The sequence below is a fragment of the Bacillus sp. N5-665 genome (genome assembly GCF_022637375.2).
Classification (GTDB): Bacteria; Bacillota; Bacilli; order Bacillales; family Bacillaceae_G; genus Bacillus_A; species Bacillus_A wiedmannii.
Genome location: NZ_CP093325.1, coordinates 4,355,530 through 4,379,740, shown reverse-complemented (window position 1 = coordinate 4,379,740; position 24,211 = coordinate 4,355,530). Strand labels below are relative to the sequence as shown.

The following is a 24,211-nucleotide window of genomic DNA, read 5'->3' as shown; positions in this document are numbered from 1 at the left end:
GTAGGAAAAGACGACTGTTAAACGGTCGTCTTTTTTTATGTGTAAAAGATGTTTTACATACAGAGTGAAAGATGTTATACTCTTGTCAAATAAGTTTTACATATATGAGGTGTATTTTTGAGGGATGTTTTGATTTTTATTATTGCGCTAAGTGTCTTTTTGTTTGTGGTGTTTGCTATTATAAAAATGTTTATAGCAATTGGAAAACAAGGTGATGAGCGTGCTACGTTTATAAAAAATAAAGCGATGGCTGAGACATTTAAAATTGCGATGGGGCTAATGGTACTTGAGATAATCCCTTTTATTTATCATCGTTTTAATGAAACGGTAGGAACGCCGTTTAATCCGGTTCGTTTTTTAGCTGTAATAGCAATTGCGTTTCTTATTATATTAAGTTTGAATAAAAGTAAGTATGGTGATTCGTAAGTTATACCGGAGTATTCTTCAGTTTCGTCATGTCGGAATTTGTTGGTAAATCGATATATTTAAAAAATCGTCGAGATATCCGGAGAATCGCCGATATATTTACCGGAATACTGGGTGGGGTATCCAATGCTGGTAAGTACAATAAAAAGAGATGCAATCTACTACTAATAGATTGCATCTCTTTTTTTAGTTCACTCGCTCTGTATACTCATAAGCTTTCTCTCCGTGCATCGAAATATCAAGTCCCATATGTTCCTCATGCTCATCTACCCTAACAGGGAGGAAGAAGTTAATCGCTTTAATAATGGCGTACGTCATTATGATTGTGAATGCGTATGTTGCGCCGATTGCTACAAGTTGTTTAAACAGTAAAGCAGCGTTTCCGTAAAATAATCCGTTCGCGCCATCAGCATTTACAGTAGTAGTTGCAAATAGTCCTGTTGCAATACCGCCCCAAGTTCCGCCGATACCGTGGCATCCGAATGCATCAAGTGTATCGTCGTATCCGAATTTTGTTTTTAAGAAAAAGACTGCTCCGAAGCATAATACGCCGCCAATTGCTCCGATAAGAAGAGCGGAGAAAGGTGTAACGAACCCGCAAGCTGGTGTAATAGCGACTAGACCGGAAACTACACCACAAGCAGCTCCCATCGCAGTCGGTTTTGATTGGAAGAACCATTCTGAAAGCATCCAAGTTAATGCAGAGGCAGCAGCGGCTATATTTGTATTGATAAATGCAGTTAAAGCTACGTCGTTTAAAGATAATGCACTTCCGACGTTAAAACCGAACCAGCCGAACCATAGTAAGCCTGCGCCTAACATTGTGAATGGTAAATGGTGAGGAGAAGTACCGTTTATGTTTTTTCGTTTTCCAAGGAAAATAGCTAATACAAGGCCGGCCACGCCAGATGTAATATGAACGACGTTACCACCAGCGAAGTCTAACGCGCCAAGTTCTCTTAGCCACCCGCCAACGCCCCATACCCAATGAGCGACAGGGTTGTAAACGATTGTTGTCCATAGGAGGATGAAAATAAGGAAAGCAGAAAATCGCATTCTTTCGGCGAATGCACCTGAAATTAAAGCGGGAGTTAAAATAGCGAACATGAGTTGGAACATCATAAATAAATTGTGAGGAATAGTAGATGAGTAGTCTGGATTTGGTGCGTAGGTAACTCCGTTTAAACCCAACCAATCGAGTGTACCGATAAGTCCGTGCCAATCTGGTCCGAATGATAAAGAATAGCCGATCACAATCCATTGAATCGAAACGATAGCCATTGCGCTATAACTATGCATTGTCGTACTAAGTACATTTTTACTGCGAACCATGCCCCCATAAAAAAGTGCTAATCCTGGTGTCATTAACATGACCATTACTGTTGTTACAAACATAAAAACCGTATCTCCCATATTCATTCTCTCTCCTCCTATAATGTTAGAAAAAATAACATCAACTTGTTATGTTTCATATCATATTCGAAACGAAATGAAAAATCAACTAAAAATTCAGAAAACTTTATACTTCATGTTAGAAAATCTGACATGAAGTATTTTGAGGGGAATGAAATCAACGTATGCGATTCGTTCGGAAAATTGGTATAATATTCTTACAATTAAAAAATATGGGGGATGCGTGTGGAAAAAATACGGACTAGGAAACTATTCATTTGTTTTTGTTTAGCTGTCGTTTTGTTTGTACCAATACATACGTTTGCAGATGAAAAAAGAGAGTGGCGAGACGAAGTCATATATTCCATTATGATTGATCGCTTCAATAATGGAGAACCGAAAAATGACAAACAGTTAGAAGTTGGCAATTTAGAAGGATATCAGGGCGGAGATATAAGAGGGATTATAAAAAGACTGGATTACATAAAAGAAATGGGCTTTACCGCTGTTATGCTTTCTCCGCTTTTTGAAAGTGGAAAGTATGATGGGTTAGACGTGCGTAATTTTCAAAAGGTAAATGAACATTTCGGAACAGGAAATGATGTGAAAGAACTTGTACAAGAAGCGCGCGCAAAAGGAATGAAAGTTGTACTTCAATTTCCGCTTGGGGAAAACGAAAAACAAGTCATCGACGCGATGAAATGGTGGATCAAAGAAGTCGATTTAGATGGAAGTTATGTGATACATAGTGAAAAAAAGTCGCGTTCTTTCTGGGATGACGTGCAAAAAGATATGCAAGTGATAAAGAAAGATTTTCGTATTATGACAAAGGAAGATAGTGAATATAACGAAAAAATAGTAGAATCGTTTTCTAAAGTAGATGTATCGGTGAAACCTTTATATGATGTGAGTAAAAAAGAAGGGGAATCCGTTACATTTTTAGATAATCAAGATACAAAAAGGTTTGCCCGTATTGCAAAAGAGAATATGAATTATCCACCATCTCGTTTGAAACTAGCCCTTACATATTTATTAACATCACCAGGTATTCCGAATTTTTATTACGGGACTGAAATTGCATTAGATGGAGGGGATACTCCGGATAATAGACGATTAATGGATTTCAAATCAGATGAAAAATTTGTGCAGCACATAACGAAACTCGGTGAGCTTAGACAAGCGAGACCATCTCTACGCCATGGAACGTTTGAGCTTTTATACGATAAAGATGGAATGAGTATACTAAAACGAAAGTATAAAGATGATGTAACATTAGTAGCGATTAATAATACGAAAGAAACACAAAAAGTTGCTTTGCCTGTAAGTGCGATTGGTGAAAAACAAGAGTTAAGAGGATTGTTAGAAGATGAAATTATAAGAGAAGAAAACGGAAAGTTTTATCTTGTTTTAAAGCGCGAAGAATCAAATGTGTATAAAATTAGCGGAGAAACAGGTGTGAATTGGTTATTTATCTCCTTAATAGTCGGTGTGAACGTATTATTTATTGTGTTTTTAATTGCGGTTAAAAAGAGACGGAAATGAGTAATGGATGTGTTGTTCTTAATAAGTACGAAAACTCCTCTAATGAGAGGGGACAGGCTAAGGAGAAGACTATCTCCCTAGCCTGTTTTTGTGTGAGAACCGATAAAAAAAGAGAAGAAGTTCCTTATGATGGATATGTATTAGTCTCTATAGAAGGATTAGTTTCGCTAAATCATTTTCTTCTTATGAGTGAGGTGACAGTTCGTTTTCATTGTATTCTACTATTTTTGTAAAGGAAGACTCTCGCCTCGAAATGCAGCTGAGCAAAGAAGTGAAAAGACCTATAGAACAAACAATAATTGCAACTATACTAATTTTACATTACATTAAAGGGTGAAAAATATTCTGTTACTCATTGAGGGCTATATTTGAGGAGGAAAAATGGAATTTTACGATTTGGGTATTACCATTAAAGAACTTAGAATGAAAAAGAATATATCACAATCTGAATTGTGTCATGGAATATGTTCGCAAAGTCAAATTAGCAAAATAGAAAAAGGTATGATTTATCCATCTAGCATATTGTTATATCAATTATCTGAAAGACTTGGTATTGATCCAAATAATATTTTCGCACTAACTCAAAACAAAAAACTAAAATATGTAGAAAATGTAAAATATGTAATGAGAGATTGTACAAAGCAAAAACAATATAGTGAACTTTATGAAATAGTGAAACAAGAGAAAAACGAAAGTAATTTCCAGTTAAAAGAAGATAAACAATTTCTAATATGGCATGAAGCAATTGCTATATTTCATGTGAATAAATCAATAAAAACTGCTTTAAATCTTTTAAATAGTGCATTAAAACTAACTGTAACGAATGGTGATTTTTTATCAGAAAGAGAAATAGATATTATGCAGTCAATGGCTATATTTTATGGGGAAAATAAAGAGTATGAAAATAGTATTAATATACTAAGAAGATGTTTAACTAATTTTAATAAGTTAGATTTCCCTAGAGATAAAGAGATTAAATTAAAAATCATTTTTAATTTAGCCAAAATTTTAGGTCATGCAAATCAACATGAAGAGGCAATAAAATACAATGATATGGGTATCAAATTAGCTATTAATCTAAACACGTTATATTTATTAGGTGAATTATATTATGGAAAAGGTTGGAATTTACTAAAGCTGAAACAATATAATGAAGAAGATGTAGCTGATAACATGAAAAAAGCATTATTTATCTTTGAACTAACAGAAAAAGAAAATCTGATCAAAATAGTTAAAGAAAAATATTTTGAAAAACAAAATAAAAAATGACTCATAATTTCTGATGAATATCTTATTAATTTCTATAAAAAAAGGCACCTTATGGTGTCTTTTTTTATAACTTATATCATCAATTATTACATTTTATAGGTTTCTTATACCAAGCTTTGTTGATGTATTTACACTTCGCAGGTGTTGAAGTTTTAGGTGTATCCCCGGGTGTAGTTATATTATTAGAACACCCTGCAATATATAGACAGAATGTAGTTAATAAAAAACATAGTATTAATTTCTTCAAATAACCACTTCTAACTCTTGTTTAATTAACATTTTTTCGAAAAATAAATTCCTTACTAATTTTACATTACATGAAAGGGTGGAAAATATTCTTATACTCATAAATTGTTACATTTGAGTGGGGGGAGGTTTTTTGTGCCGATTATTAAAAGGATCTTCTTCGTTTATGCATAATAATTAAATACCCATTCTAAAAATCTGATTGCTCGTAAGCTTAGACTTTGTAATATTTTCTCTACAAGCTAAAAAGAAAAACACCCTCTGCACAGAGGATGTTTTTCTTTTTAGCGGTAGTTAATAAATTGTACGTCAATCGGTAAGTCAGCACTGCGAACTGCTGCGATAACTGCTTGTAAGTCATCACGGCTTTTCGCTGTAACACGTACTTGGTCATCTTGTACTTGTGTTTTTACTTTTAATTTCATTTCTTTAATGATGTTGTTAATTTTTTTCGCGTTATCTTTATCGATACCTTGTTGAAGTGTTGCGCGTTGGCGAACAGTGTTACCAGTCGCAGCTTCAACTTTTCCGTAATCCAAGTTTTTAATTGGAACGTTACGTTTTACAAGCTTAGAAATTAGAACGTCTTTTACTTGGTCTAATTTGAACTCATCGTCAGAAGTTAAAACTAGTACTTCTTTTTCTAATTTAATATCACTTTTACTTCCTTTAAAGTCATATCGGTTTTGGATTTCCTTTAATGCGATGTTAATTGCGTTTGTTACTTCAGGTAATTCTACTTTCGAAACGATGTCAAAAGAACTATCTTTTGCCATAGTTAGCACCTCCAAATAAATTTCTAATCTTTTTATGTACTGTACATACTAAAGTATAGCTGAAAACGAGTCTGGACTTAAGTGTTTTCATACTTATATTTATGTAACCTCATTTTATTATAGTGAATTTTGGGCAGTTGGACAAATAAAGGAAAAATCGTGTTATAATTAACTTTTGTTTGGAATGATAAAAAGATAAAAAAGTTAATTTTATATATATAGAAGGGAATTAAAAAATATGTATTTACAATTAGGAGCGATTGAACAGGTAACTGTTTTACGCGAAACGGAAATCGGATATATGGTTGGGAATGAAGAGGAAGAAATTTTCCTACATAAAAACGAATTAGTTGGAGAAATTGAAGAAGGCGATACGATTGATGTATTCTTATACCTTGATCATCAAAATCGTGTTTCAGCAACAATGAAGGAGCCACTTATTACAACTTTTGATTGGAACTGGGTAAAGGTTGTAGAAGTTATTCCTAGTTTAGGTGTGTTTGTTAATATTGGTGTATCAAAAGATATACTAATCCCAGCTGATGAGTTCCCGATTTATATGCCAGTATGGCCTGAAGTTGGAGACGAATTATATTGTACGTTAAAATTAACGAATCGAGATCGCCTTATCGCTCTTCCGGCAAGAGACAGTGATATGCAAGAAATTATCGTAGATGCGACGCCATCTATGCGTAATAAAAACGTAAATGGACGTGTGTATCGTTCACTTCAAGTTGGTTCATTCATACTAACTGATGAGCATTTCCGTGCTTTCTTACACCATACTGAAAGAAAAGAACAAGTCCGCATCGGTGAACGTGTAACTGGCCGTATTATTGACGTGAAAGATGACGGTACAATTAACATTTCACTTCTTCCTCGTAAAGAAGAAGGAATGGAAGATGATGCTACTGTAATTTATGCATATATGGAAGAACGAGGCGGAGCAATGCCATTTTGGGATAAGAGCAACCCAGAAGACATTAAAGAACGTTTCAACATGAGTAAAGCTGCATTTAAGCGCGCGCTTGGTAAGTTGATGAAAGAAGAAAAGATTTATCAAGAAGAAGGTTGGACGTATTTTAAGAAGTAAATTAAATAAAAAGCACCGCCTTATTTTGCTGTAAAAATAAGGCGGTGCTTTTTTAATTCCCTTGCTCATGCGCAAGAGTAAACGTATCTTCCAAGTCACTATCATTTATTTTAATATTTGCCTTTTTTAATTCCTTTTGTATTAACTTATGACTGAATGTAGGGTCGGCAATACGTTCTTCTTCTAAGTTTTTACGAATAGAGTCTTTCACTTCATCATAGGGCTTTAACTCTTTTTTATCAGTTAATTTAATAATATGATAACCGTTTGGTGATTTAACGGGATTGCTAATTTGTCCGACTTTTAGTTTATAGGCAGCTGTTTCAAATTCAGGCGCCATTCTGCCTGAATTGAAGTATCCAAGGTCTCCACCTTTTTCTTTTGATAGTAGATCTTGTGATTCTTGTTTTGCTAATTCTTCAAATGAAGCACCGGTATCTAATTTTTTCTTTATTTCTTTCGCTTCATTTTCGTCACTTACTAAAATATGACTCGCTTTAATTTCTGGTTTATAGTGGTCTTTCACGTCTTTTTCTGTAACACTTTTCTTGATCGCTTCATTCATAGCAAGTTTGAACTTAATTTGATTTTTGAAATCAGCTTCATCTTTTAAACGATTGTTTTCGAGTATTGCTGTGAATTGATCTCCGTATTGATTTTTCGCTTTTTGTACTTCTTTATCTACATCATCGTCAGATACTTTATATTTTTTCGTGATAACGTCTTGTGCCATCATTTCGTATAGCATGTCTTTTCCGTAACGATCTTTCAACTGTTTTTCGAAGTCGCTCTTCTTAATGGTTGAGTCTGTTGCTGTAGCGACTGTAGCTGAGCTGTTTTTTTGTCCACAAGCAGCTAGCATTAATATACTTATTAGTGCAGTAATAATGAAAATGTGTTTCCCTCTCATGCCAACACCTCATCCGAATATGTTATCGCTATTGTAGAATATAGAAGTGAACATGAAGTGAATTTTTAATGTTTTTTCCCTGTAAAATGTAAAAAAAGTACATCAACAATATTGTTGATGTACGATGGGATCAAAGGTGATCAGTCTTTTTAGAATAGGCACGCTTACCTTGCTGAATATTTTTTTGTTCTTGCTCATTTTTTTGTGTACGCTTTGCATTATTATCGCGTGCTTTTTTGTCGTTATCACTCGTATGTGGCATATGTATCAACTCCATTTCTAACCGTTGTACGTTTATCATTTCCTTTTTCGTAAAGACTATGTATAGCAGTGCATTCATGAATAATAAAGGTGGATTAGAAATGGATTTGAAGTTGAATTATACCGAACTTATAAAGAAGTTAATCGTTGTAATTGTCGCAGGTTTGTTAAACGCGATTGGAATGAATTTATTTTTAACGCCAGCGAAAGTGTACGCGAGTGGCTTTGCTGGATTGTCTCAATTGTTATCACAAATATTAGGGGACTTTTTATCTATTCACATATCAACGGGGGTATTGTTTAGTTTGTTTAATATTCCCGTCGTTATTTTAGCATGGAAAAAGGTTGGAAAGGCCTTTACTTTCTTTAGTTTTCTTTGCGTTGTATTTATGACTTTGTTTCTAGAAATTATCCCGGTTAGGGCAGTCTCGAACGACATCATATTGAATGCGATTTTTGGCGGGATTATTTCGGCGATTGGAGTAGGAATTGCTTTAAAGTGGGGGGCTTCTACAGGTGGTTTAGATATTATCGCCATGATTTTATCAAAGATTAAAGACAAGCCTGTCGGTACGTATTTTTTCTTCTTTAATGCACTGATCATTATCGCCGCTGGCTATGTGTATGGATGGGAAAAAGCATTATATACTTTGGTGACTTTGTATGTATCAACGCGAATTATCGATGCGATTCATACGCGTCATGTGAAGATTACAGCATTAATCGTTACGAAGAATGGGGCAGATGTACGAAAGGCGATTCATTCTCGCTTAGTGAGGGGGATTACAACTATACCAGCAACAGGCGCTTATACAAATGAAAATAAGGAAATGTTAATGATTGTTATTACGCGTTATGAGTTGTATGAATTAGAAAGGGTTATTAGGCAAGTGGACCCAGGTGCATTTACGAACGTATTACAGACGGTTGGGGTGTTTGGCTTGTTTCGAAAAGATTAAAGATAAAGAGGACCAAAGCTGGTCCTCTTTATCTTTAATGTAAATTCGTAATGTTTTGCAACTGCTCTTGCATTTCGCGTAGCTGAACTTTTTCAGCTGTTGAAGAGTTTGCGTAAGCAGAGTGCAAAGCGTTTTTTGCCCTATATACGAGATCTTGTTGCTCAGTACCGCTTGAACAAGATACGGCATTTGCAACGGCATCTCTAGCTTGTTGGAATAGTAAGTTCCCCATTTAAACCCCTCCAAAAGAAGAGTTACTTCTCGCTTTTTCTGCCTCAGCTAATGTACCTCTGTACGGGAATCTTGCATCATGCTTCATAACGGCATCGGCTCCTTGTTGGATAAAACGTTTTGATTTGTTCTTTTTACCCATTCGAAAAACCCCCTTTATTTAGCTGAAAACAATCGACGCGATAATCCGGCGTCTAATTATAGTATGAGCGTTTGGCGAAAAACTATAAGCAGGGAATTTTTAGATTACAACCCAAGAACCTCTTCTAAATATAGCGCAATACCATCATCTTCATTCGTTAATGTCGTATGATTTGCGAGTGATTTTAATTCAGGAATTGCATTACCCATTGCGATGCCATGACCAGCAAATTCAATCATTTCAAAGTCGTTATCTTCATCACCGAAAGCGATAATTCGCTCTTGTGGAATGTTGTAATGACTAGAAATTTTTTGTAATCCGACAGCTTTATTTAACCCGCTTTTTACGATTTCAATAATCGGCCAAGGTGCGCCCCATTTTCTATGGTCGATTACTTCAGCATGCATATCAGTTAAATGTTGACGAATTGCACTGGAATGCTCGTCATGTGCGTCAATTAATAAGCAGGTTGGATGATCGTTTAGAGTATTTAATAAGTCTCCTGTAAAAATATTTGGAGAACCGAATTCGAAAATATGTTTTTTATCTTCATCAATTTCACGAACATACACATCGTCCATTACTTCAGCGTATATATTTTTCACGCCAAAATCAAAGCAAGCTCGGACAATTTCTTGCGCTGTTGCTAGCTCAAGAGGAGAGTGATGTGTTCCCCATTTTGAATCAAGAGGATGATGTACGTAAGCGCCGTTAAAGTTTACGATTGGTGTATTAAGACCGAGTTCTTTATAGTAATCAAAACTAGCACGGAATGGACGTCCTGTTGAAATAACGACAATATGTCCTTGTTCCTTTGCTTTTGCAATTGTATGTTTTGTTCGAGTGGAAATTATTTTGTTGTCTGTCAATAAAGTGCCGTCTAAGTCTAATGCGATTAAATGCTGTTTATTCATAATTTCACCTCTTATAATAATTTTTTTGTTTCTATCTGTATTTCCGTTTTTAATATGCAGAAATAAGAGGTTAAACTGGGTGAGAACACCAAAGATGGAAAGTTCACTATATATCCATCTTACGTCGCAAAGTGCTGCGGTGTCTACTATTTCTCGCTGGAAATTAAGAAAAGTCAATATCTTTTTAGAAAGTTCAAACAATGTTTCTTTCATTATGTACAAATTGTGAAAAGGGTTACATTGCTCGTATGATGAGGCTTATAATGAATATGTAATCTTCTCGTATATGTTTGACTCTCCTTTGAAGCTGGCCTATAGTAGGTTGGTTTCTTTTTTTTCTACAAATAGGAAAGAAATCCCTTCCTATGCTTGTGTCATTCATGTATATGTACGAGAACGAAATGTAGTACTTGTTTCCTAAACATGACAGAAAAGCTTTCTTTTAAAATGGATATACTAATGAGGCAAAGACGTCATGGAAGGAGAATGGAAATGGGACAAAATCGCAGGTTTCGTTCTGGACAAAAAGCGCCAAACGATGGCATTTACGTAGAAATTGGTGAAACAGGAAGTATGGTAAAAGATCCGCAAATGGTGAAATTAACTGCGGGTGAAAAGTTTCCAGATAACGCGAATCATAACCGTCAGTGGACGTATAAAAGAAAACCGTAACAGAAGCCGCAATCATTATTGCGGCTTTTTTGTCGTTACAAATTATAATTTCATTTACCGTATATTTTTCAACTGTATAATGAATGTTCCCTTTTTCTTTTTCCAATAATAAGTTTGAAAATACATAAGCAAAATTATTGTATAAAAAAGTCAGTTGGCGTATAATCAAATCAAAGGTCAAAGAAAGTCAAACATTTGGGGGACTGTAAAGATGGACTTAAATCAAATGACAACAAAAACACAAGAGGCGATTATGAGTGCCCAATCTTTAGCGGTATCTCATCATCATCAAGAAGTAGATACTATTCATCTCTTGTTTACATTATTAGAAGAGCAAGATGGGTTAGCAGTGCGTATTTTTCAAAAAATGAATGTCGATATAGAAGCGTTAAAGCAAGGCGCCGAAAGTTTAATTAAGAAAAAACCTTCTGTAACGGGAAGCGGTGCAGAAGTAGGGAAATTATATATAACAGGTGCTCTGCAACAACTACTTGTAAGAGCAGGAAAAGAAGCAGAGAAATTGCAAGATGACTACATTTCAGTTGAACATGTATTGCTTGCTTTTTCAGAAGAAAAAGGCGATATAAATCAATTACTTACAAGATTTCACATTACAAAAGATAACTTATTACAGTCTTTAATGACAGTTCGGGGGAATCAAAGAGTGACTAGTCAAAATCCAGAAGCAACTTATGAAGCGTTAGAAAAATATGGTCGTGATTTAGTGGCGGAAGTGAGAGCAGGGAAAATTGATCCTGTTATCGGTCGCGATAGTGAAATTCGACGTGTAATCCGCATTCTTTCACGTAAAACGAAAAACAACCCGGTTTTAATTGGTGAACCCGGTGTTGGTAAAACAGCAATCGTTGAAGGATTAGCACAGCGTATTGTGAAGAAGGATGTACCAGAAGGATTAAAAGATAGAACAATCTTCGCATTAGATATGAGTGCACTTGTAGCTGGAGCGAAATTCCGTGGTGAGTTTGAAGAGCGTCTGCAAGCTGTATTAAATGAAATTAAAAAGAGTGAAGGCCGCATTTTATTATTCATTGATGAACTTCACACAATCGTCGGCGCTGGTAAAACAGAAGGTGCGATGGACGCAGGAAATATGTTAAAACCGATGCTTGCGCGCGGTGAACTGCATTGTATCGGGGCGACAACGTTAGATGAGTATCGTAAATATATTGAGAAAGATCCAGCGCTAGAAAGACGTTTCCAACAAGTATTAGCAGAAGAACCAACTGTTGAAGATACAATTTCCATTTTACGTGGTTTAAAAGAGCGCTTTGAAATTTATCACGGTGTAAATATTCATGACCGCGCGATTGTAGCAGCATCCGTTTTATCAGATCGATATATTTCGGATCGTTTCTTACCAGATAAAGCGATTGATCTTGTTGACGAAGCGTGCGCAACGATTCGAACAGAGATTGATTCTATGCCAACAGAATTAGATGAAGTAACGCGTCGTATTATGCAGTTAGAAATTGAAGAAGCGGCTCTTGGAAAAGAGAAGGACTTTGGTAGCCAAGAACGCCTGAAAACGTTGCAACGTGAATTATCGGATTTAAAAGAAGTTGCAAGTGGTATGAGAGCGAAATGGGAGAAAGAAAAAGAAGACATTCATAAAGTGCGTGACTTACGTGAACATTTAGAGCGCTTGCGCCGTGAGTTAGAAGAAGCAGAAGGAAATTACGATTTAAATAAAGCAGCAGAACTTCGTCACGGGAAAATTCCAGCTATCGAAAAAGAATTAAAAGAAGCAGAAGAAATGGGCGCACATAATAAACAGGAAAATCGTTTATTACGTGAGGAAGTAAGTGAAGAAGAGATTGCTGATATTGTTTCACGCTGGACTGGTATTCCTGTCGCAAAACTCGTTGAAGGTGAACGCGAGAAATTACTACGCTTAGAGCAAATTTTATCAGAGCGTGTTATCGGTCAAGAAGAAGCGGTAAGCCTTGTATCAGACGCAGTTCTTCGTGCGCGCGCTGGTATTAAAGATCCAAATCGTCCAATTGGTTCATTTATTTTCTTAGGACCGACAGGTGTTGGTAAAACTGAGCTTGCAAAAACATTAGCACAAACGTTATTTGACAGTGAAGAGCAAATGATTCGTATCGATATGTCTGAATATATGGAGAAACACGCTGTGTCACGCTTAATTGGTGCGCCTCCTGGATATGTTGGATATGAAGAGGGCGGTCAATTAACAGAAGCGGTAAGACGTAAACCGTATTCAGTTATTTTGTTAGACGAAATCGAAAAAGCACATCCAGAAGTATTCAACATTTTATTACAAATGTTAGATGATGGACGCATTACAGATTCTCAAGGACGTACAGTAGACTTTAAAAACACGGTTATTATTATGACTTCAAATATAGGATCTGCTCATTTGTTAGATGGATTAGAAGCAGATGGCTCAATTAAAGAGGAATCAAGAGAACTTGTAATGGGGCAATTAAGAGGACATTTCCGACCAGAGTTTTTAAACCGTGTCGATGAAATTATTTTATTCAAACCTCTTACAACGAATGAAATTAAAGGTATTGTTGATAAAATTGTAAAAGAATTACAAGGTCGTTTAGCTGACCGTCATATTACGGTAGAATTAACAGACGCAGCGAGAGAGTTTGTTGTAGAAGCTGGCTTTGATCCGATGTACGGAGCTCGTCCATTAAAACGATATGTACAGCGTCAAGTTGAGACGAAATTAGCACGAGAATTAATTGCAGGAACGATTACTGATAACAGTCACGTAGTTGTTGATGTAGAAAATAACGAATTAGTCGTTCATGTAAAGTAAAATAAAAAAAGAGTTCGGATAAAATCCGGACTCTTTTTTTAGTGTTGTTCTACTGGCTCGTTTGGAATTGTAGCTGAAATTGCTAGTACTAATACCGCAAGAACAACTGAGAAAATAGACGCTTGGTTAAAATCGTATGTACCGCCAGTCATAGAGCCGATTACGTAGCTCATCATATGTACAAGCGCGAACGACCAAATTAATGCCCAAATGAAACGCATATTTTACACCTCTATTCGTTCAATCTGTCCTTATTGTAACACAATTGAAAAAAGAATATAGAAAAATATTTGTAGATTTTTCAACGCAAATTTGCATTCCGTTCATACATTATAGAAGAGTACTTTTATACGTTTAGAAAATAAGGCGGGGGAAAAATGAGTATTACGGAACGTTTTTTTTATTTAGAAAAAGAACCATGTGTCATTTATTTACCGGAGAAGCCAAATGGATTTTCTGTTATGCTTCTCGGTGATTACAACTACTTTATTGAGAATGGTACAAGTTTATGGACACAGCATGCAGGAAGATCTTATTTTTTACATGGCCTTATTGCGGAAGGCTATACGGTCTTTTCCTCTAATTTATATGGAAGGCATTGGGGAAACGATCAATCTATTCGTCTAGCAAAACGCTTATATGACGTTGTTTTGAGAAAAGAGACATTAAATACGAAAATGCACATTATGGCAGATGGTATGGGTGCACTTGTAGCACTTGAAATGATGAACAAATACCCTGAATGTATACGCTCTGTCATTATGTTAAATCCGTGTTTAGATTTACCAGAATATGTGGAGTTTGAAAAAGAGCATAAGTTTTTTTACAAAAGATTAGTGAAGGAATTAAGTTTGGCGTATGATTCCAAAGAAGAAGAATTAGAATCCAAAATAAATAAGAAATCATTTACGCTTCTTCCGTCTTGTGTACCTGTTAAAGTTTTCGTATCAACACAAGAAAAAAGAGGAAGAAAACAGTTGTTACGTAAATATGAGAAAATGAGGCAATTCAATCAATGCGATACTTCTGTCTTATTCCATCTGCAAGATGTGAAATATAAAATGGTTAGGCAAACGACTGATTTCTTTAAAAAATATGAAGAAGAATTGTGAAGCTCCCATATACATAAATGAGGAGCTATTTGTTTCAAGGAGAAAGGGTTGGTGGTATGGAGCGCGTGCTAATTATAGGTGCACTTACGTTTGTAGGTTATCACCTTGTGAATAAAATGATTGCAGAAGAAGTAGAAGTGTACGGTCTTGATTTTGATGAATTCGAGAATATGACAAAAATTAATGAGGAGAAGTTATTGTTGATTGGACGAAATGCGTTATTTACGTATTATTCGATAAGAGATGAAGATGGATGGAGATCAGTAGAAGGAGAGAAGTTCGATACGGTTTACTTTTGCTTGTATGAGCCAAATCAACAAAGTGGTTTTCGGAATGAAAGAGTTATATTACAGTATTTAAAGCGGATTATAAAACTGTGTGCAGAACAGAAAGTGAAGTTAAATCTAATTTCTTCTATTGAAGTAGGAAACGTAGATGAATCTGAAAATAAACGTTTATTTTCGAAAGTGGAAGAAGGATTGAAAAAAGGAGAGGCACCATATAGTGTATTTCGAGTTCCTACATTATATGGGCCATGGCAACCATCTTTTATGATGTATCATCAGCTCATTTTATCAGAACTGGATGAGAAAGAGTGTCATTATGCGAGTGAGGAAAATGGAAGTGATCTATTGTACGTGGAAGATGTATGTGAATACTTATGGGAAAATGGAATGAACGAGGAGCATCTCGGCATATACAATTTACTTAGTGGTAAAAAGTCATTATGGAAAAAAGGTATGAACCTTTTACGTGCAGCGGATAAAGTGCATAAAAAGAGCGAGGAAGAAAGAGATGATACTGTCGAGGTTATTTCGATAAAAAGAAATACTCCGTTAGAATACGGTTTAAATAAACAATTGGCACATATGAAAAAATATAAAGAGTTATACGAAGGATAGCGAGCGTGTTACACTATGTATGTGAAAGTTTTAATGGAGAGGAAGAACATAATATGAATGAGAAAAGCATGCAATTTTTACAAATCGCAATGAAGCATTTACCAGAAGCAAAGGCCATTTTAGATGATAATGGAATTGCGCTTGATATGGAGAAAGCACAACCAGTATTAGAGTTATTGATGAAAGTTATGAACGAAGCATATGAGCTTGGGAAAGCAGATAAAGAATAAAACCTTCTTTTTTGGAAGGGAAGAGAGGCTCGAACCGTGGATAGAAGCGGTTCGGGCCTTTTTATATTTCAAAAGAAAGAGGAAAGGTATGTTTCTGTTTCTTTTAATAAACAATAAAGTGAATAATGCTGGATTTATGTTTTAGCTGAAATATATTCTAGACAAAAATACATTTATGTTTTAAAATTAGTACCAAGTCATAATAATTGATATAAAACGGAGGGCTGCGATGTGAACGTGGGCATTTTAGGAATCGGAAGATATGTGCCAGAAAAAGTAGTCACAAATCACGATTTAGAGAAAATCGTAGATACATCTGATGAATGGATTCGTACGAGAACGGGAATTGCAGAAAGACGCATTGCCGATGATACAATAGATACTTCATATATGGCGGTAGAGGCTTCTAAAAAAGCACTTGAAGATGCCGGGATTAGTGGAGAGGATATCGATCTGATTTTAGTGGCAACAGTAACACCAGATCGCGCATTCCCAGCAGTAGCTTGTGTCATTCAAGAAGCCATTGGCGCAAAACACGCAGCCGCAATGGATTTAAGTGCAGCGTGTGCTGGTTTTATGTACGGAATGATTACAGCGCAGCAATTTATTCAAACGGGAACTTATAAAAATGTATTAGTAGTTGGTAGTGATAAACTATCTAAAATTGTAGACTGGAATGATCGAAATACAGCAGTACTATTTGGAGACGGAGCCGGTGCTATCGTAATGGGGGCTGTTTCAGAAGGAAGAGGCGTTCTATCTTTCGAATTAGGAGCAGACGGAAGCGGCGGTAAGCATCTTTATCAAGACGAGTATGTTATGATGAACGGCAGAGAAGTCTTTAAATTTGCTGTTCGCCAACTTGGTGATTCCTGTCTTCGCGTGTTAGAAAAAGCGGGACTTACGAAAGAGGATGTGGATTTTTTAGTACCACATCAAGCGAATATTCGTATTATGGAATCTGCAAGAGAGAGATTAAATTTACCACAAGAAAAAATGAGTATGACAATTGAAAAGTTTGGTAATACATCAGCTTCTTCAATTCCAATTGCAATGGTAGAGGAATTGCAAAATGGACGTATTCAAGATGGTGATTTAATTATACTTGTTGGTTTCGGCGGCGGATTAACATGGGGAGCAGTTGCTCTTCGTTGGGGTAAATAAGGACTGAGAGAAAAAAAGGAGTGTATTTTGTATGGAGAAAAAGAGGGTCGTAATTACAGGACTAGGAGCTGTTACACCGATCGGAACAGATGTTGAAACAGCGTGGGAAAACATTAAAAAGGGTGTATCTGGAATCGGACGACTTACAAGAATTGATCCGGAACTATTTCCAGCAAAAGTAGCAGCAGAAATTAATGACTTTGAAGTCGAGAAATATATTGATAAAAAAGAAGCGCGCCGTATGGATCGCTTTACACAATATGCAGTAGCAGCAGCGAAAATGGCAGTTGCAGATGCAAAGCTTGAAATTACAGAAGAAAACGGACCTCGAATTGGGGTATGGATTGGTTCTGGTATTGGCGGTATGGAAACATACGAAGAACAATTTAAGATTTTTACTGAGAAAGGTCCGCGCCGCGTGAGTCCATTCTTCGTACCAATGATGATTCCAGATATGGCAGCAGGTCAAGTATCGATCGCAACAGGAGCAAAAGGAATTAACACTTGTTCTGTAACGGCTTGTGCATCTGGTGCAAACTCAATTGGTGATGCATTTAAAGCGATTCAACGCGGTGATGCTGATGCAATGATAACAGGCGGAGCAGAAGCGCCGTTAACAAGTATGGCATTTGCCGGATTTAGTTCAGCGAAAGCATTAACATTTAATGAAGATCCAGCAACAGCTTGCCGTCCATTTGATAAAAATCGTAGCGGTTTCGTAATGGGTGAAGGTTCAGGTATTTTAATTCTTGAAGAATTAGAGCACGCATTAGCTCGTGGTGCTCACATTTATGCGGAAATCGCTGGTTATGGTGCAACTGGCGATGCATTCCATATTACAATGCCGGCTCCTGGCGGTGAAGGCGGCGTGCGTGCAATGCGTCAAGCTTTAGCGGATGCAGGTCTACAGCCAGAAGATATTGATTACATTAATGCGCACGGTACAAGTACGGATGCGAATGAAAAGTATGAAACGATGGCAATTAAAGAAACGTTCGGTGAGCATGCGTACAAAGTAGCAATTAGCTCAACGAAATCAATGACAGGTCACTTATTAGGAGCAGCTGGTGCTGTTGAAGCGATCTTCTCAATTAAATCAATTACAGACGGAGTAATCCCTCCAACAATTAACTATGAAACACCAGATCCAGAATGTGACTTAGATTACGTACCGAATAAAGCGAGACAACAAGAAGTAAATGCAGTATTAAGTAACTCACTAGGATTCGGTGGTCATAACGCAGTATTAGTATTTAAATCGTATAAATAATAGATGAAATAAGGAGTTTTTTCGTAGCATATTACGAAAAAACTCCTTATTTATTTTTACGCCTTTTTCTCCTTTTGCATATACATAAGAAAAAGGAGGGATAAAGATGGGGATTGTTGAAACTGCTGAGTGGTTACATCTATATTATGGACGGCCAGAAAAGCTGTGTGAGAAGTTTACGAAGTATATCCCGCTGCCAAAAGAAAGATTGTATCGCTTTTTAATTTCTAAAGGTATGTATCGCCCGGTTATGCGAGGAGAACAGGAAATTAAAGAGTTAGAGAAAAAGGAAATTTGGAAAGAGTTACGTACGGAGTATGAGAAACTAAAAAATTGGTTAAAAGGTCCAGATGTCCCTGTCTTTATTTTATTATCAGATTCCTATAATCGAACTGTACAAGAAGAGTATAACGGTAGGGCTGGATTATCTATGCGTCATGTTATTTTCTTATTCGTATGTGGACGGAATTCGGTGGAAGAATTAAAGGTGTTATTGGCGCATGAATATCATCACATATGCAGGTTACATCAAATTGAGACGAAAGAAACAGAATATACATTACTTGATACGATGATTATGGAAGGGCTAGCTGAGCAAGCGGTAACGGAAAGATATTCAGAAAAAAACAATGCACCGTGGACGACGTATCTTTCAAAAGAAGAGGCTATTTATTATTGGAAAAATGTTGTACATGAAAGAATAAGTATAAAACGAGGAACAAGGGAGCACGACATCTTATTAAATGGATTTCACTCTTATCCGAAGATGCTTGGTTATGCGCTTGGATTTCATATTGTCAAAGATTGTGTAACATTGGAAGGAGAAGATACACTTTCTTTATTATCTATAGATGCAAAAGAAATATTGAATAAAGCAAATACATTTCATATATAAAAAACAGGAGCTCTATTTCCTGTTTTTTTTAGTATTAATAGAAGAAGAAATAATAATTAGAATATATTTCCTTAGGTGGAATAAAGTTAAGAAAAATTGAACATAATGATTGATACAAACAGTAGTGAAGTGAGGGGTAGTGAATGTTATATCTACATGATGTATGGGTAAATTGGTTTGAAGGTGAAGAGAATGGGTATAACGTTTGTCATTTTTACGAATGGCGGAAAGATGATACGATTGAGCTATTAGATCAAGTGCCATTATTAAAAGTAGATGCCACATTATATCATTACATCGAGGACGAATTGTTAGAGCTTCCGCAAAAAATGTTGGAAGACGTACATCATAAGGCATATATTCGTAAAAATCATGAACGTTTGCAGCAAGAGTATTGCTTTGTTGTTACAGATGGAAAAGGAATTATTGCGATCGACACAATTGGTTACAATGTACCAATTCGAAAGAGCAGACTTATACCGCGCCAAGAGCAGATGGTATATGAGATGGTAGAAAACGTACAAGCAGAAAAGTATGAGTTCCAAGTAGAAGAAATGGAAAAAGAACATCATATTTTATCACCATCACCTTTCATTATGAATGGCTTAACTCGTAAAGAAAGACAGCTGAAACAATTATTATTTATGGCGTTAGATCAATTACATACAACGAAAAACACAGCGGAAATTCGCTATTGGTTCACAGAGTGGGATCCATCAGCATACGGAATGGTTCAACATATGGAATTTGAAGATATTTGGGCTAAACTGTATGATGAAGCGAAAACAGGCTGGTCTGAGAAGCACGAACAATTATGCGAGCGTCTTGTAAAAGGACAGCCATTTTTTGAAAAGTTATGGGAAATGGAAAACGAGCAAAAGGTAAATTAAAAAAACCGCCAATTGGCGGTTTTTTTAATTTGTTGTAACTTAGCTCCGGCTCCTAGCCCTTCGCGTCTAAGAACCTTCCGCATAAGAAGACAAAAAGCGTCTTCTATGCGAAAGAACCCTAGCTAGTCAGAGCTGAACGAGCCGCTTCCGCTTTATATAGAAATCCAGCTCCAGCGGCAAGAATGTTCGGTGGCTTCGCGCCTTCCTGCGAGGCAAAACCCGCCTCTACGTCAGGAGCTCCATCCCCCTCACATTCTGAACGAGCCGCTTCCGCTTTATAAGTTACCTACGTTTTCTACTTAGTCCCATTGCGTTTTCTACTTTGCGTAGTTGTTTGAATGCAACGCGGTTTGCTTTTTCTGCACCTTTGTCTAGAATTTCGTCTAGTTCTGGTGAGTTGATTAGTTCGTTATATTTGTCTTGGATTGGACGAATTGCTTCTACGACTACTTGTGCTAGGTCGCCTTTGAAGTCGCCGTATCCTTTTCCTTCGTACATTGCTTCGATTTCTTCAACTGTTTTTCCAGAGAATGAAGAGTAGATTGTTAATAAGTTAGAGATGCCAGGTTTGTTTTCTTTATCAAATTTCACGATACCTTCAGAATCAGTTACAGCACTTTTAATTTTCTTTTCAATTGTTTTTGGTTCATCAAGCATACTGATCATTGCTTTTGGATTCGGATCAGATTTGCTCATTTTTTTCGTAGGTTCTGTTAATGACATAACGCGAGCTCCTACTTTTGGAATACGAATTTCAGGGACAGTGAACACTTCACGGAAGCGTTTGTTGAAACGCTCTGCTAGGTCGCGTGTTAATTCCATATGTTGTTTTTGATCATCACCAACAGGTACGATTTCAGTGTTGTAAAGTAAAATATCAGCAGCCATTAATGGTGGATACGTTAGTAATCCAGCTGGAACTGAATCTCTACCAGAAGATTTATCTTTATATTGCGTCATACGCTCTAATTCTCCAACGTAAGCAACTGATTGCATAATCCATCCTAGTTGAGCGTGTGCTGGTACTTCTGATTGTACAAATAGAGTAGCTTTTTCAGGATCGATGCCACATGCTACATAAAGTGCAGCAAGACTGCGAATGTTTTTACGAAGTTGTACGGGATCTTGAGGTACTGTAATCGCGTGTTGGTTTACAATACAGAAATAACAGTCGTGTTCATTTTGAAGCTCTGTAAATTGCTTCATAGCTCCTAAATAGTTTCCAAGTGTAATCGTTCCACTCGGCTGAATACCAGAAAAGATAACTGACATAAGTAATTCCTCCTAAATTTGAATGCGTGATGGGGAAGAGAAGGCAAACAAAAAAGCCCATTCATCCCAAAAACTATAGGGACGAATGGACCGCGGTACCACCCTAATTATTTCACTACTGTGAAATCTCTCTAATCCATAATAACGTTTGGATATAACGCCAAAGCCTACTACTTTCGGTTCGGTTTGGTGCTCAAAAGCCCATTCCATACTGCGCAATTACTTGTTCACACCAGCCACAAGCTCTCTGAAATTGCCTCAATATGTACTCTTCTTTATCATCGCATACATATAAATTTATTTATTGTTACCTAAGCTCTTTTAATATGAAAGAACTAAAGTTTTATAACAAAATGTTTTGCTGATTATTATATCATATGGGATAGTGTTTGCAAACTACATCAAAATAGTAAAGCTAATGAGGGTCGAGAACAACCCAAGAACGATACCGGTAATGCAAATTGGATACGTCCATTTGAATGAATATGTTTTATAAATACGTTCTTTCTTATCGACAGGTTCCTCTACTTCTTCAATTAAAGACTCAATTTTTTTGTTCGTACCAAATACTCTTTGGAAGGCGTAAATTGTTACGTTAAAAAATCCATTTTGAAATATGAATAAAAAACCGCCTATAAGAATAAAAAATAGTGCGACATAAAACGATATGTTGACAAAATTCAACAAAAATTGCGATGAAACGAGGAATGCGCCAATACTAGAAGCGATTATCGCTATGAAAATTAGTATACAAGTATGAAAAAAAACTTTATTCAAAATGTTCCCCTCCGTCAAAATATTACTAGAATTATTATACTATAAAAGCTATAATATGTACTAGAATTAATTTTTTGAAAATTATACGCAATTAAAGGTCTGATTTCAAGATGATGGTAGCAATGTTAACGTATCCCTTTACAAAAAAATAAAAAAATAAATATTTTATTAAAAATTTTAACAAAAAAACAAAAAACTATATTCACAATTGTTATATTATATGTATAATGAAAATTGTAGAAACTTGGAGATTATTCTTTCAATTCTACTTTTTTACAAGTGAGGGTACAGGAAGTGCAATTAGGGGAGGCAACACAACATGAAGAAAAAGATACCGTTATTACTTGCATCGACGTTAACTGCAAGTATGTTGCTTGGCGCGTGTAGCTACCAAAAAGATGACGCAAAAGCAAAAGGGAAAGAAAATGCTACGAGTAGTAGTAATGGAAAGCAGATTCTTAATTTAACAGAGTTATCTGAAATTCCGTCAATGGATGCATCATTAGCATCTGATTCTGCATCTTCTACAGCATTAAATAATACGATGGAAGGTTTATATCGTATCGGCAAAGATCAAAAGAGAATGCCAGGAGTTGCTGAAGATGTTCAAAAGTTAGATGATGGGAAGAAATACATATTTAAATTAAGAAAAGATGCGAAATGGTCGAATGGGGAACCTGTAACAGCAAAAGACTTTGTGTATTCATGGAAAAGAGCAGTAAATCCAGATACAAAAGCGACGTATTCGTACATTATGTTCGACATTAAAAATGCAGAGAAGATTCATAAAAAAGAATTACCTGCTGACCAATTAGGTGTAAAGGCAATTGATGACTATACATTAGAAGTGGAATTAGATAATCCCGTTCCTTACTTTGTTGATTTAACAGTGTATCCAGTATTTTATCCACTAAATGAAAACTTTGTAAAGGCACAAGGTGAGAAGTTTGGATTAGAGGCAAATACAACATTATATAATGGGCCATTTGTTATGAGTGATTGGAAACATGAACAAAGCTTCCAGTTTAAGAAAAACCCATCATATTGGGATAATAAAACGGTTAAAATCGAAGAAATTAACTTTAATATTGTAAAAAATACATCTACTGATGTAAATTTATATGAGACAAACTCGATTGATCGTGCGGCTCTATCTTCAGAATTTGTTGATAAGTTTAGACAAAGCTCAGAATTCCACACAAGAAAAGAAGCAGGGGTTGCTTACTTAAGATTTAATCAAAGTAATCAATACTTAAGCAATAAAAACTTAAGAAAAGCAATTTCAATGTCCTTTGACCGTGATAACATTGCGAAAGTTATTTTGAATAATGGTGCAATTGGAGCTTATGGATTTGTTGGAAAAGATTTCGCTGAAGGTCCGAATAAAAAAGATTTCCGAGCTGAAAATGGAAAGTTAGTTGAAACAGATCCAAAAGAAGCGAAAAAGCTGTGGGAAACAGCGAAGAAAGAGCTTGGCACTGATAAAATCGAACTAGAATTCTTAAACTTCGATAATGAAGATGCGAAAAAAGTTGGTGAATTCTTAAAAGGTGAGATGGAAAAGAACTTACCAGGTTTATCGATTAAAATTAAACAGCAGCCATTCGCACAAAAAAATAAATTAGAAGATTCTCAGCAATATGATATTGCGTTTGGTATTTGGGGACCAGATTTCCCAGATCCAATTTCATATTTAGATATGTTTGTTACGAATGGTTCTCAAAATAAAACAGGCTATTCTAATCAGAAATATGATGAGTTAATTCTAAAAGCTAAAACAGATACAAAAGATTTACAAGCACGCTGGGACAACCTATTAGAAGTAGAGAAGATGTTAATTAAAGAGGATGCTGTTATCACTCCAATCTTCCAAAAAGGTTCAGCGTATGTAGTAAAAGGTGCCGTAAAAGATATTATCCCAATTAACTATGGTGGTAAATTAACTTACAAATGGGCATCTGTTGAACAAAAATAATCTTTTTTCCATCGTTTACTAGGGTATATGCCTATGATGGGCATATGCTCTTATTTTAAAAAAATAAAAGTAAGAATAT

General features: G+C 35.9%; 25 protein-coding genes and 1 other annotated feature. Of the genes, 15 read left to right on the top strand and 10 right to left on the bottom strand.

Annotation, left to right across the window (positions count from 1 at the left end):
* Positions 1 to 129: 129 nt before the first annotated feature.
* Positions 130 to 426: a hypothetical protein gene (locus MNO09_RS25085; protein WP_002096801.1), complete on the top strand. Its 297-nt coding sequence runs from the start codon at positions 130 to 132 to the stop codon at positions 424 to 426.
* A 186-nt stretch (positions 427 to 612) separates the two neighbouring features.
* Here the strand turns inward: MNO09_RS25085 and MNO09_RS25080 are convergent, their stop codons facing one another.
* Entirely contained in the window at positions 613 to 1,845 is a 1,233-nt protein-coding gene (locus MNO09_RS25080) for an ammonium transporter (RefSeq protein WP_001055859.1), read from the bottom strand.
* Positions 1,846 to 2,058: 213 nt separating this feature from the next.
* Here MNO09_RS25080 and MNO09_RS25075 point away from each other — a divergent pair, with 213 nt between their 5' ends.
* Together MNO09_RS25075 and MNO09_RS25070 are read left to right on the top strand one after the other, a co-directional pair.
* Positions 2,059 to 3,360 carry an alpha-amylase family glycosyl hydrolase gene (locus MNO09_RS25075; protein WP_050552146.1) on the top strand — a complete coding sequence of 434 codons (1,302 nt, stop codon included), beginning with the start codon at positions 2,059 to 2,061 and terminating at the stop codon, positions 3,358 to 3,360.
* 381 nt (positions 3,361 to 3,741) lie between these two features.
* Positions 3,742 to 4,629: a helix-turn-helix domain-containing protein gene (locus MNO09_RS25070; RefSeq protein WP_070168538.1), complete on the top strand. Its 888-nt coding sequence runs from the start codon at positions 3,742 to 3,744 to the stop codon at positions 4,627 to 4,629.
* Between the two features lie 530 nt (positions 4,630 to 5,159).
* On the opposite strand, the gene MNO09_RS25065 is transcribed toward MNO09_RS25070, so the two are convergent.
* The gene (locus MNO09_RS25065) at positions 5,160 to 5,651 is read right to left on the bottom strand and encodes a YajQ family cyclic di-GMP-binding protein (protein WP_001040146.1); all 492 of its coding nucleotides are present in this window, start codon (positions 5,649 to 5,651) and stop codon (positions 5,160 to 5,162) included.
* Positions 5,652 to 5,889: 238 nt separating this feature from the next.
* Here MNO09_RS25065 and MNO09_RS25060 point away from each other — a divergent pair, with 238 nt between their 5' ends.
* Positions 5,890 to 6,744, top strand: coding sequence for a CvfB family protein (locus MNO09_RS25060; RefSeq protein WP_000281275.1), 855 nt, complete (start codon positions 5,890 to 5,892; stop codon positions 6,742 to 6,744).
* 52 nt (positions 6,745 to 6,796) lie between these two features.
* Here the strand turns inward: MNO09_RS25060 and prsA are convergent, their stop codons facing one another.
* Positions 6,797 to 7,654 carry a peptidylprolyl isomerase PrsA gene (prsA, locus tag MNO09_RS25055; RefSeq protein WP_070168539.1) on the bottom strand — a complete coding sequence of 286 codons (858 nt, stop codon included), beginning with the start codon at positions 7,652 to 7,654 and terminating at the stop codon, positions 6,797 to 6,799.
* A gap of 130 nt (positions 7,655 to 7,784) precedes the next feature.
* Positions 7,785 to 7,916, bottom strand: a complete 132-nt coding sequence (locus tag MNO09_RS25050; protein ID WP_001120851.1) for a DUF3941 domain-containing protein — start codon at positions 7,914 to 7,916, stop codon at positions 7,785 to 7,787.
* Positions 7,917 to 8,016: 100 nt separating this feature from the next.
* Here MNO09_RS25050 and MNO09_RS25045 point away from each other — a divergent pair, with 100 nt between their 5' ends.
* Complete coding sequence (locus tag MNO09_RS25045) at positions 8,017 to 8,874, top strand: YitT family protein (protein WP_000364455.1); 858 nt, start codon at positions 8,017 to 8,019, stop codon at positions 8,872 to 8,874.
* 34 nt (positions 8,875 to 8,908) lie between these two features.
* Here the strand turns inward: MNO09_RS25045 and MNO09_RS25040 are convergent, their stop codons facing one another.
* The 3 genes from MNO09_RS25040 to MNO09_RS25030 all read right to left on the bottom strand — a co-directional run bounded on the left by MNO09_RS25040 (position 8,909) and on the right by MNO09_RS25030 (position 10,161).
* Entirely contained in the window at positions 8,909 to 9,106 is a 198-nt protein-coding gene (locus tag MNO09_RS25040) for a DUF3813 domain-containing protein (protein ID WP_000527398.1), read from the bottom strand.
* On the bottom strand, positions 9,107 to 9,247 hold the full coding sequence (locus tag MNO09_RS25035) for a hypothetical protein (RefSeq protein ID WP_000516816.1): 141 nt from the start codon (positions 9,245 to 9,247) through the stop codon (positions 9,107 to 9,109). It lies immediately after the preceding gene.
* A gap of 104 nt (positions 9,248 to 9,351) precedes the next feature.
* Positions 9,352 to 10,161 carry a Cof-type HAD-IIB family hydrolase gene (locus tag MNO09_RS25030; RefSeq protein ID WP_001041226.1) on the bottom strand — a complete coding sequence of 270 codons (810 nt, stop codon included), beginning with the start codon at positions 10,159 to 10,161 and terminating at the stop codon, positions 9,352 to 9,354.
* A 492-nt stretch (positions 10,162 to 10,653) separates the two neighbouring features.
* Between MNO09_RS25030 and MNO09_RS25025 the strand changes: the two genes are divergently transcribed.
* On the top strand, positions 10,654 to 10,833 hold the full coding sequence (locus MNO09_RS25025; RefSeq protein ID WP_000531420.1) for a YjzC family protein: 180 nt from the start codon (positions 10,654 to 10,656) through the stop codon (positions 10,831 to 10,833).
* A gap of 211 nt (positions 10,834 to 11,044) precedes the next feature.
* Positions 11,045 to 13,645: an ATP-dependent chaperone ClpB gene (gene clpB, locus MNO09_RS25020; protein ID WP_000365366.1), complete on the top strand. Its 2,601-nt coding sequence runs from the start codon at positions 11,045 to 11,047 to the stop codon at positions 13,643 to 13,645.
* A 38-nt stretch (positions 13,646 to 13,683) separates the two neighbouring features.
* Here clpB and MNO09_RS25015 read toward each other — a convergent pair whose 3' ends face one another.
* Positions 13,684 to 13,866 carry a YjzD family protein gene (locus tag MNO09_RS25015; protein ID WP_001211113.1) on the bottom strand — a complete coding sequence of 61 codons (183 nt, stop codon included), beginning with the start codon at positions 13,864 to 13,866 and terminating at the stop codon, positions 13,684 to 13,686.
* 156 nt (positions 13,867 to 14,022) lie between these two features.
* Here MNO09_RS25015 and MNO09_RS25010 point away from each other — a divergent pair, with 156 nt between their 5' ends.
* The 7 genes from MNO09_RS25010 (at position 14,023) to MNO09_RS24980 (ending at position 20,108) form a co-directional block, all read left to right on the top strand.
* Positions 14,023 to 14,757 carry a lipase family protein gene (locus MNO09_RS25010; RefSeq protein WP_000028696.1) on the top strand — a complete coding sequence of 245 codons (735 nt, stop codon included), beginning with the start codon at positions 14,023 to 14,025 and terminating at the stop codon, positions 14,755 to 14,757.
* 29 nt (positions 14,758 to 14,786) lie between these two features.
* Positions 14,787 to 15,659: an NAD-dependent epimerase/dehydratase family protein gene (locus MNO09_RS25005; RefSeq protein ID WP_000486167.1), complete on the top strand. Its 873-nt coding sequence runs from the start codon at positions 14,787 to 14,789 to the stop codon at positions 15,657 to 15,659.
* Between the two features lie 53 nt (positions 15,660 to 15,712).
* Complete coding sequence (locus MNO09_RS25000; RefSeq protein ID WP_001986215.1) at positions 15,713 to 15,889, top strand: ComZ family protein; 177 nt, start codon at positions 15,713 to 15,715, stop codon at positions 15,887 to 15,889.
* A 231-nt stretch (positions 15,890 to 16,120) separates the two neighbouring features.
* A complete protein-coding gene (fabH, locus tag MNO09_RS24995; RefSeq protein ID WP_001100551.1) occupies positions 16,121 to 17,053 on the top strand; it encodes a beta-ketoacyl-ACP synthase III in 933 nt (310 codons plus the stop codon).
* Positions 17,054 to 17,084: 31 nt separating this feature from the next.
* Positions 17,085 to 18,323, top strand: a complete 1,239-nt coding sequence (gene fabF, locus MNO09_RS24990; protein ID WP_000412643.1) for a beta-ketoacyl-ACP synthase II — start codon at positions 17,085 to 17,087, stop codon at positions 18,321 to 18,323.
* A 106-nt stretch (positions 18,324 to 18,429) separates the two neighbouring features.
* Entirely contained in the window at positions 18,430 to 19,218 is a 789-nt protein-coding gene (locus MNO09_RS24985) for a DUF2268 domain-containing putative Zn-dependent protease (RefSeq protein ID WP_000513285.1), read from the top strand.
* A 143-nt stretch (positions 19,219 to 19,361) separates the two neighbouring features.
* Positions 19,362 to 20,108, top strand: a complete 747-nt coding sequence (locus tag MNO09_RS24980) for a YjbA family protein (RefSeq protein ID WP_000966120.1) — start codon at positions 19,362 to 19,364, stop codon at positions 20,106 to 20,108.
* A gap of 282 nt (positions 20,109 to 20,390) precedes the next feature.
* Here the strand turns inward: MNO09_RS24980 and trpS are convergent, their stop codons facing one another.
* The gene (gene trpS / locus MNO09_RS24975; protein WP_000110999.1) at positions 20,391 to 21,380 is read right to left on the bottom strand and encodes a tryptophan--tRNA ligase; all 990 of its coding nucleotides are present in this window, start codon (positions 21,378 to 21,380) and stop codon (positions 20,391 to 20,393) included.
* Positions 21,381 to 21,454: 74 nt separating this feature from the next.
* Positions 21,455 to 21,671: a binding site (T-box leader), on the bottom strand.
* A 105-nt stretch (positions 21,672 to 21,776) separates the two neighbouring features.
* Complete coding sequence (locus MNO09_RS24970) at positions 21,777 to 22,157, bottom strand: DUF3899 domain-containing protein (RefSeq protein WP_001044992.1); 381 nt, start codon at positions 22,155 to 22,157, stop codon at positions 21,777 to 21,779.
* A 319-nt stretch (positions 22,158 to 22,476) separates the two neighbouring features.
* Between MNO09_RS24970 and MNO09_RS24965 the strand changes: the two genes are divergently transcribed.
* Positions 22,477 to 24,132: a peptide ABC transporter substrate-binding protein gene (locus MNO09_RS24965; protein ID WP_070168540.1), complete on the top strand. Its 1,656-nt coding sequence runs from the start codon at positions 22,477 to 22,479 to the stop codon at positions 24,130 to 24,132.
* The last annotated feature ends 79 nt before the right edge of the window (positions 24,133 to 24,211 follow it).

Bases quoted from the DNA above. Each gene is read 5' to 3' on its own strand.
- MNO09_RS25080 (WP_001055859.1), bottom strand. From the start codon at position 1,845: ATGAATATGGGAGATACGGTTTTTATGTTTGTAACAACAGTAATGGTC.
- MNO09_RS25075 (WP_050552146.1), top strand. From the start codon at position 2,059: ATGCGTGTGGAAAAAATACGGACTAGGAAACTATTCATTTGTTTTTGT.
- MNO09_RS25070 (WP_070168538.1), top strand. From the start codon at position 3,742: ATGGAATTTTACGATTTGGGTATTACCATTAAAGAACTTAGAATGAAA.
- MNO09_RS25065 (WP_001040146.1), bottom strand. From the start codon at position 5,651: ATGGCAAAAGATAGTTCTTTTGACATCGTTTCGAAAGTAGAATTACCT.
- MNO09_RS25060 (WP_000281275.1), top strand. From the start codon at position 5,890: ATGTATTTACAATTAGGAGCGATTGAACAGGTAACTGTTTTACGCGAA.
- prsA (WP_070168539.1), bottom strand. From the start codon at position 7,654: ATGAGAGGGAAACACATTTTCATTATTACTGCACTAATAAGTATATTA.
- MNO09_RS25050 (WP_001120851.1), bottom strand. From the start codon at position 7,916: ATGCCACATACGAGTGATAACGACAAAAAAGCACGCGATAATAATGCA.
- MNO09_RS25045 (WP_000364455.1), top strand. From the start codon at position 8,017: ATGGATTTGAAGTTGAATTATACCGAACTTATAAAGAAGTTAATCGTT.
- MNO09_RS25040 (WP_000527398.1), bottom strand. From the start codon at position 9,106: ATGGGGAACTTACTATTCCAACAAGCTAGAGATGCCGTTGCAAATGCC.
- MNO09_RS25035 (WP_000516816.1), bottom strand. From the start codon at position 9,247: ATGGGTAAAAAGAACAAATCAAAACGTTTTATCCAACAAGGAGCCGAT.
- MNO09_RS25030 (WP_001041226.1), bottom strand. From the start codon at position 10,161: ATGAATAAACAGCATTTAATCGCATTAGACTTAGACGGCACTTTATTG.
- MNO09_RS25025 (WP_000531420.1), top strand. From the start codon at position 10,654: ATGGGACAAAATCGCAGGTTTCGTTCTGGACAAAAAGCGCCAAACGAT.
- clpB (WP_000365366.1), top strand. From the start codon at position 11,045: ATGGACTTAAATCAAATGACAACAAAAACACAAGAGGCGATTATGAGT.
- MNO09_RS25015 (WP_001211113.1), bottom strand. From the start codon at position 13,866: ATGCGTTTCATTTGGGCATTAATTTGGTCGTTCGCGCTTGTACATATG.
- MNO09_RS25010 (WP_000028696.1), top strand. From the start codon at position 14,023: ATGAGTATTACGGAACGTTTTTTTTATTTAGAAAAAGAACCATGTGTC.
- MNO09_RS25000 (WP_001986215.1), top strand. From the start codon at position 15,713: ATGAATGAGAAAAGCATGCAATTTTTACAAATCGCAATGAAGCATTTA.
- fabF (WP_000412643.1), top strand. From the start codon at position 17,085: ATGGAGAAAAAGAGGGTCGTAATTACAGGACTAGGAGCTGTTACACCG.
- MNO09_RS24985 (WP_000513285.1), top strand. From the start codon at position 18,430: ATGGGGATTGTTGAAACTGCTGAGTGGTTACATCTATATTATGGACGG.
- MNO09_RS24980 (WP_000966120.1), top strand. From the start codon at position 19,362: ATGTTATATCTACATGATGTATGGGTAAATTGGTTTGAAGGTGAAGAG.
- trpS (WP_000110999.1), bottom strand. From the start codon at position 21,380: ATGTCAGTTATCTTTTCTGGTATTCAGCCGAGTGGAACGATTACACTT.
- MNO09_RS24965 (WP_070168540.1), top strand. From the start codon at position 22,477: ATGAAGAAAAAGATACCGTTATTACTTGCATCGACGTTAACTGCAAGT.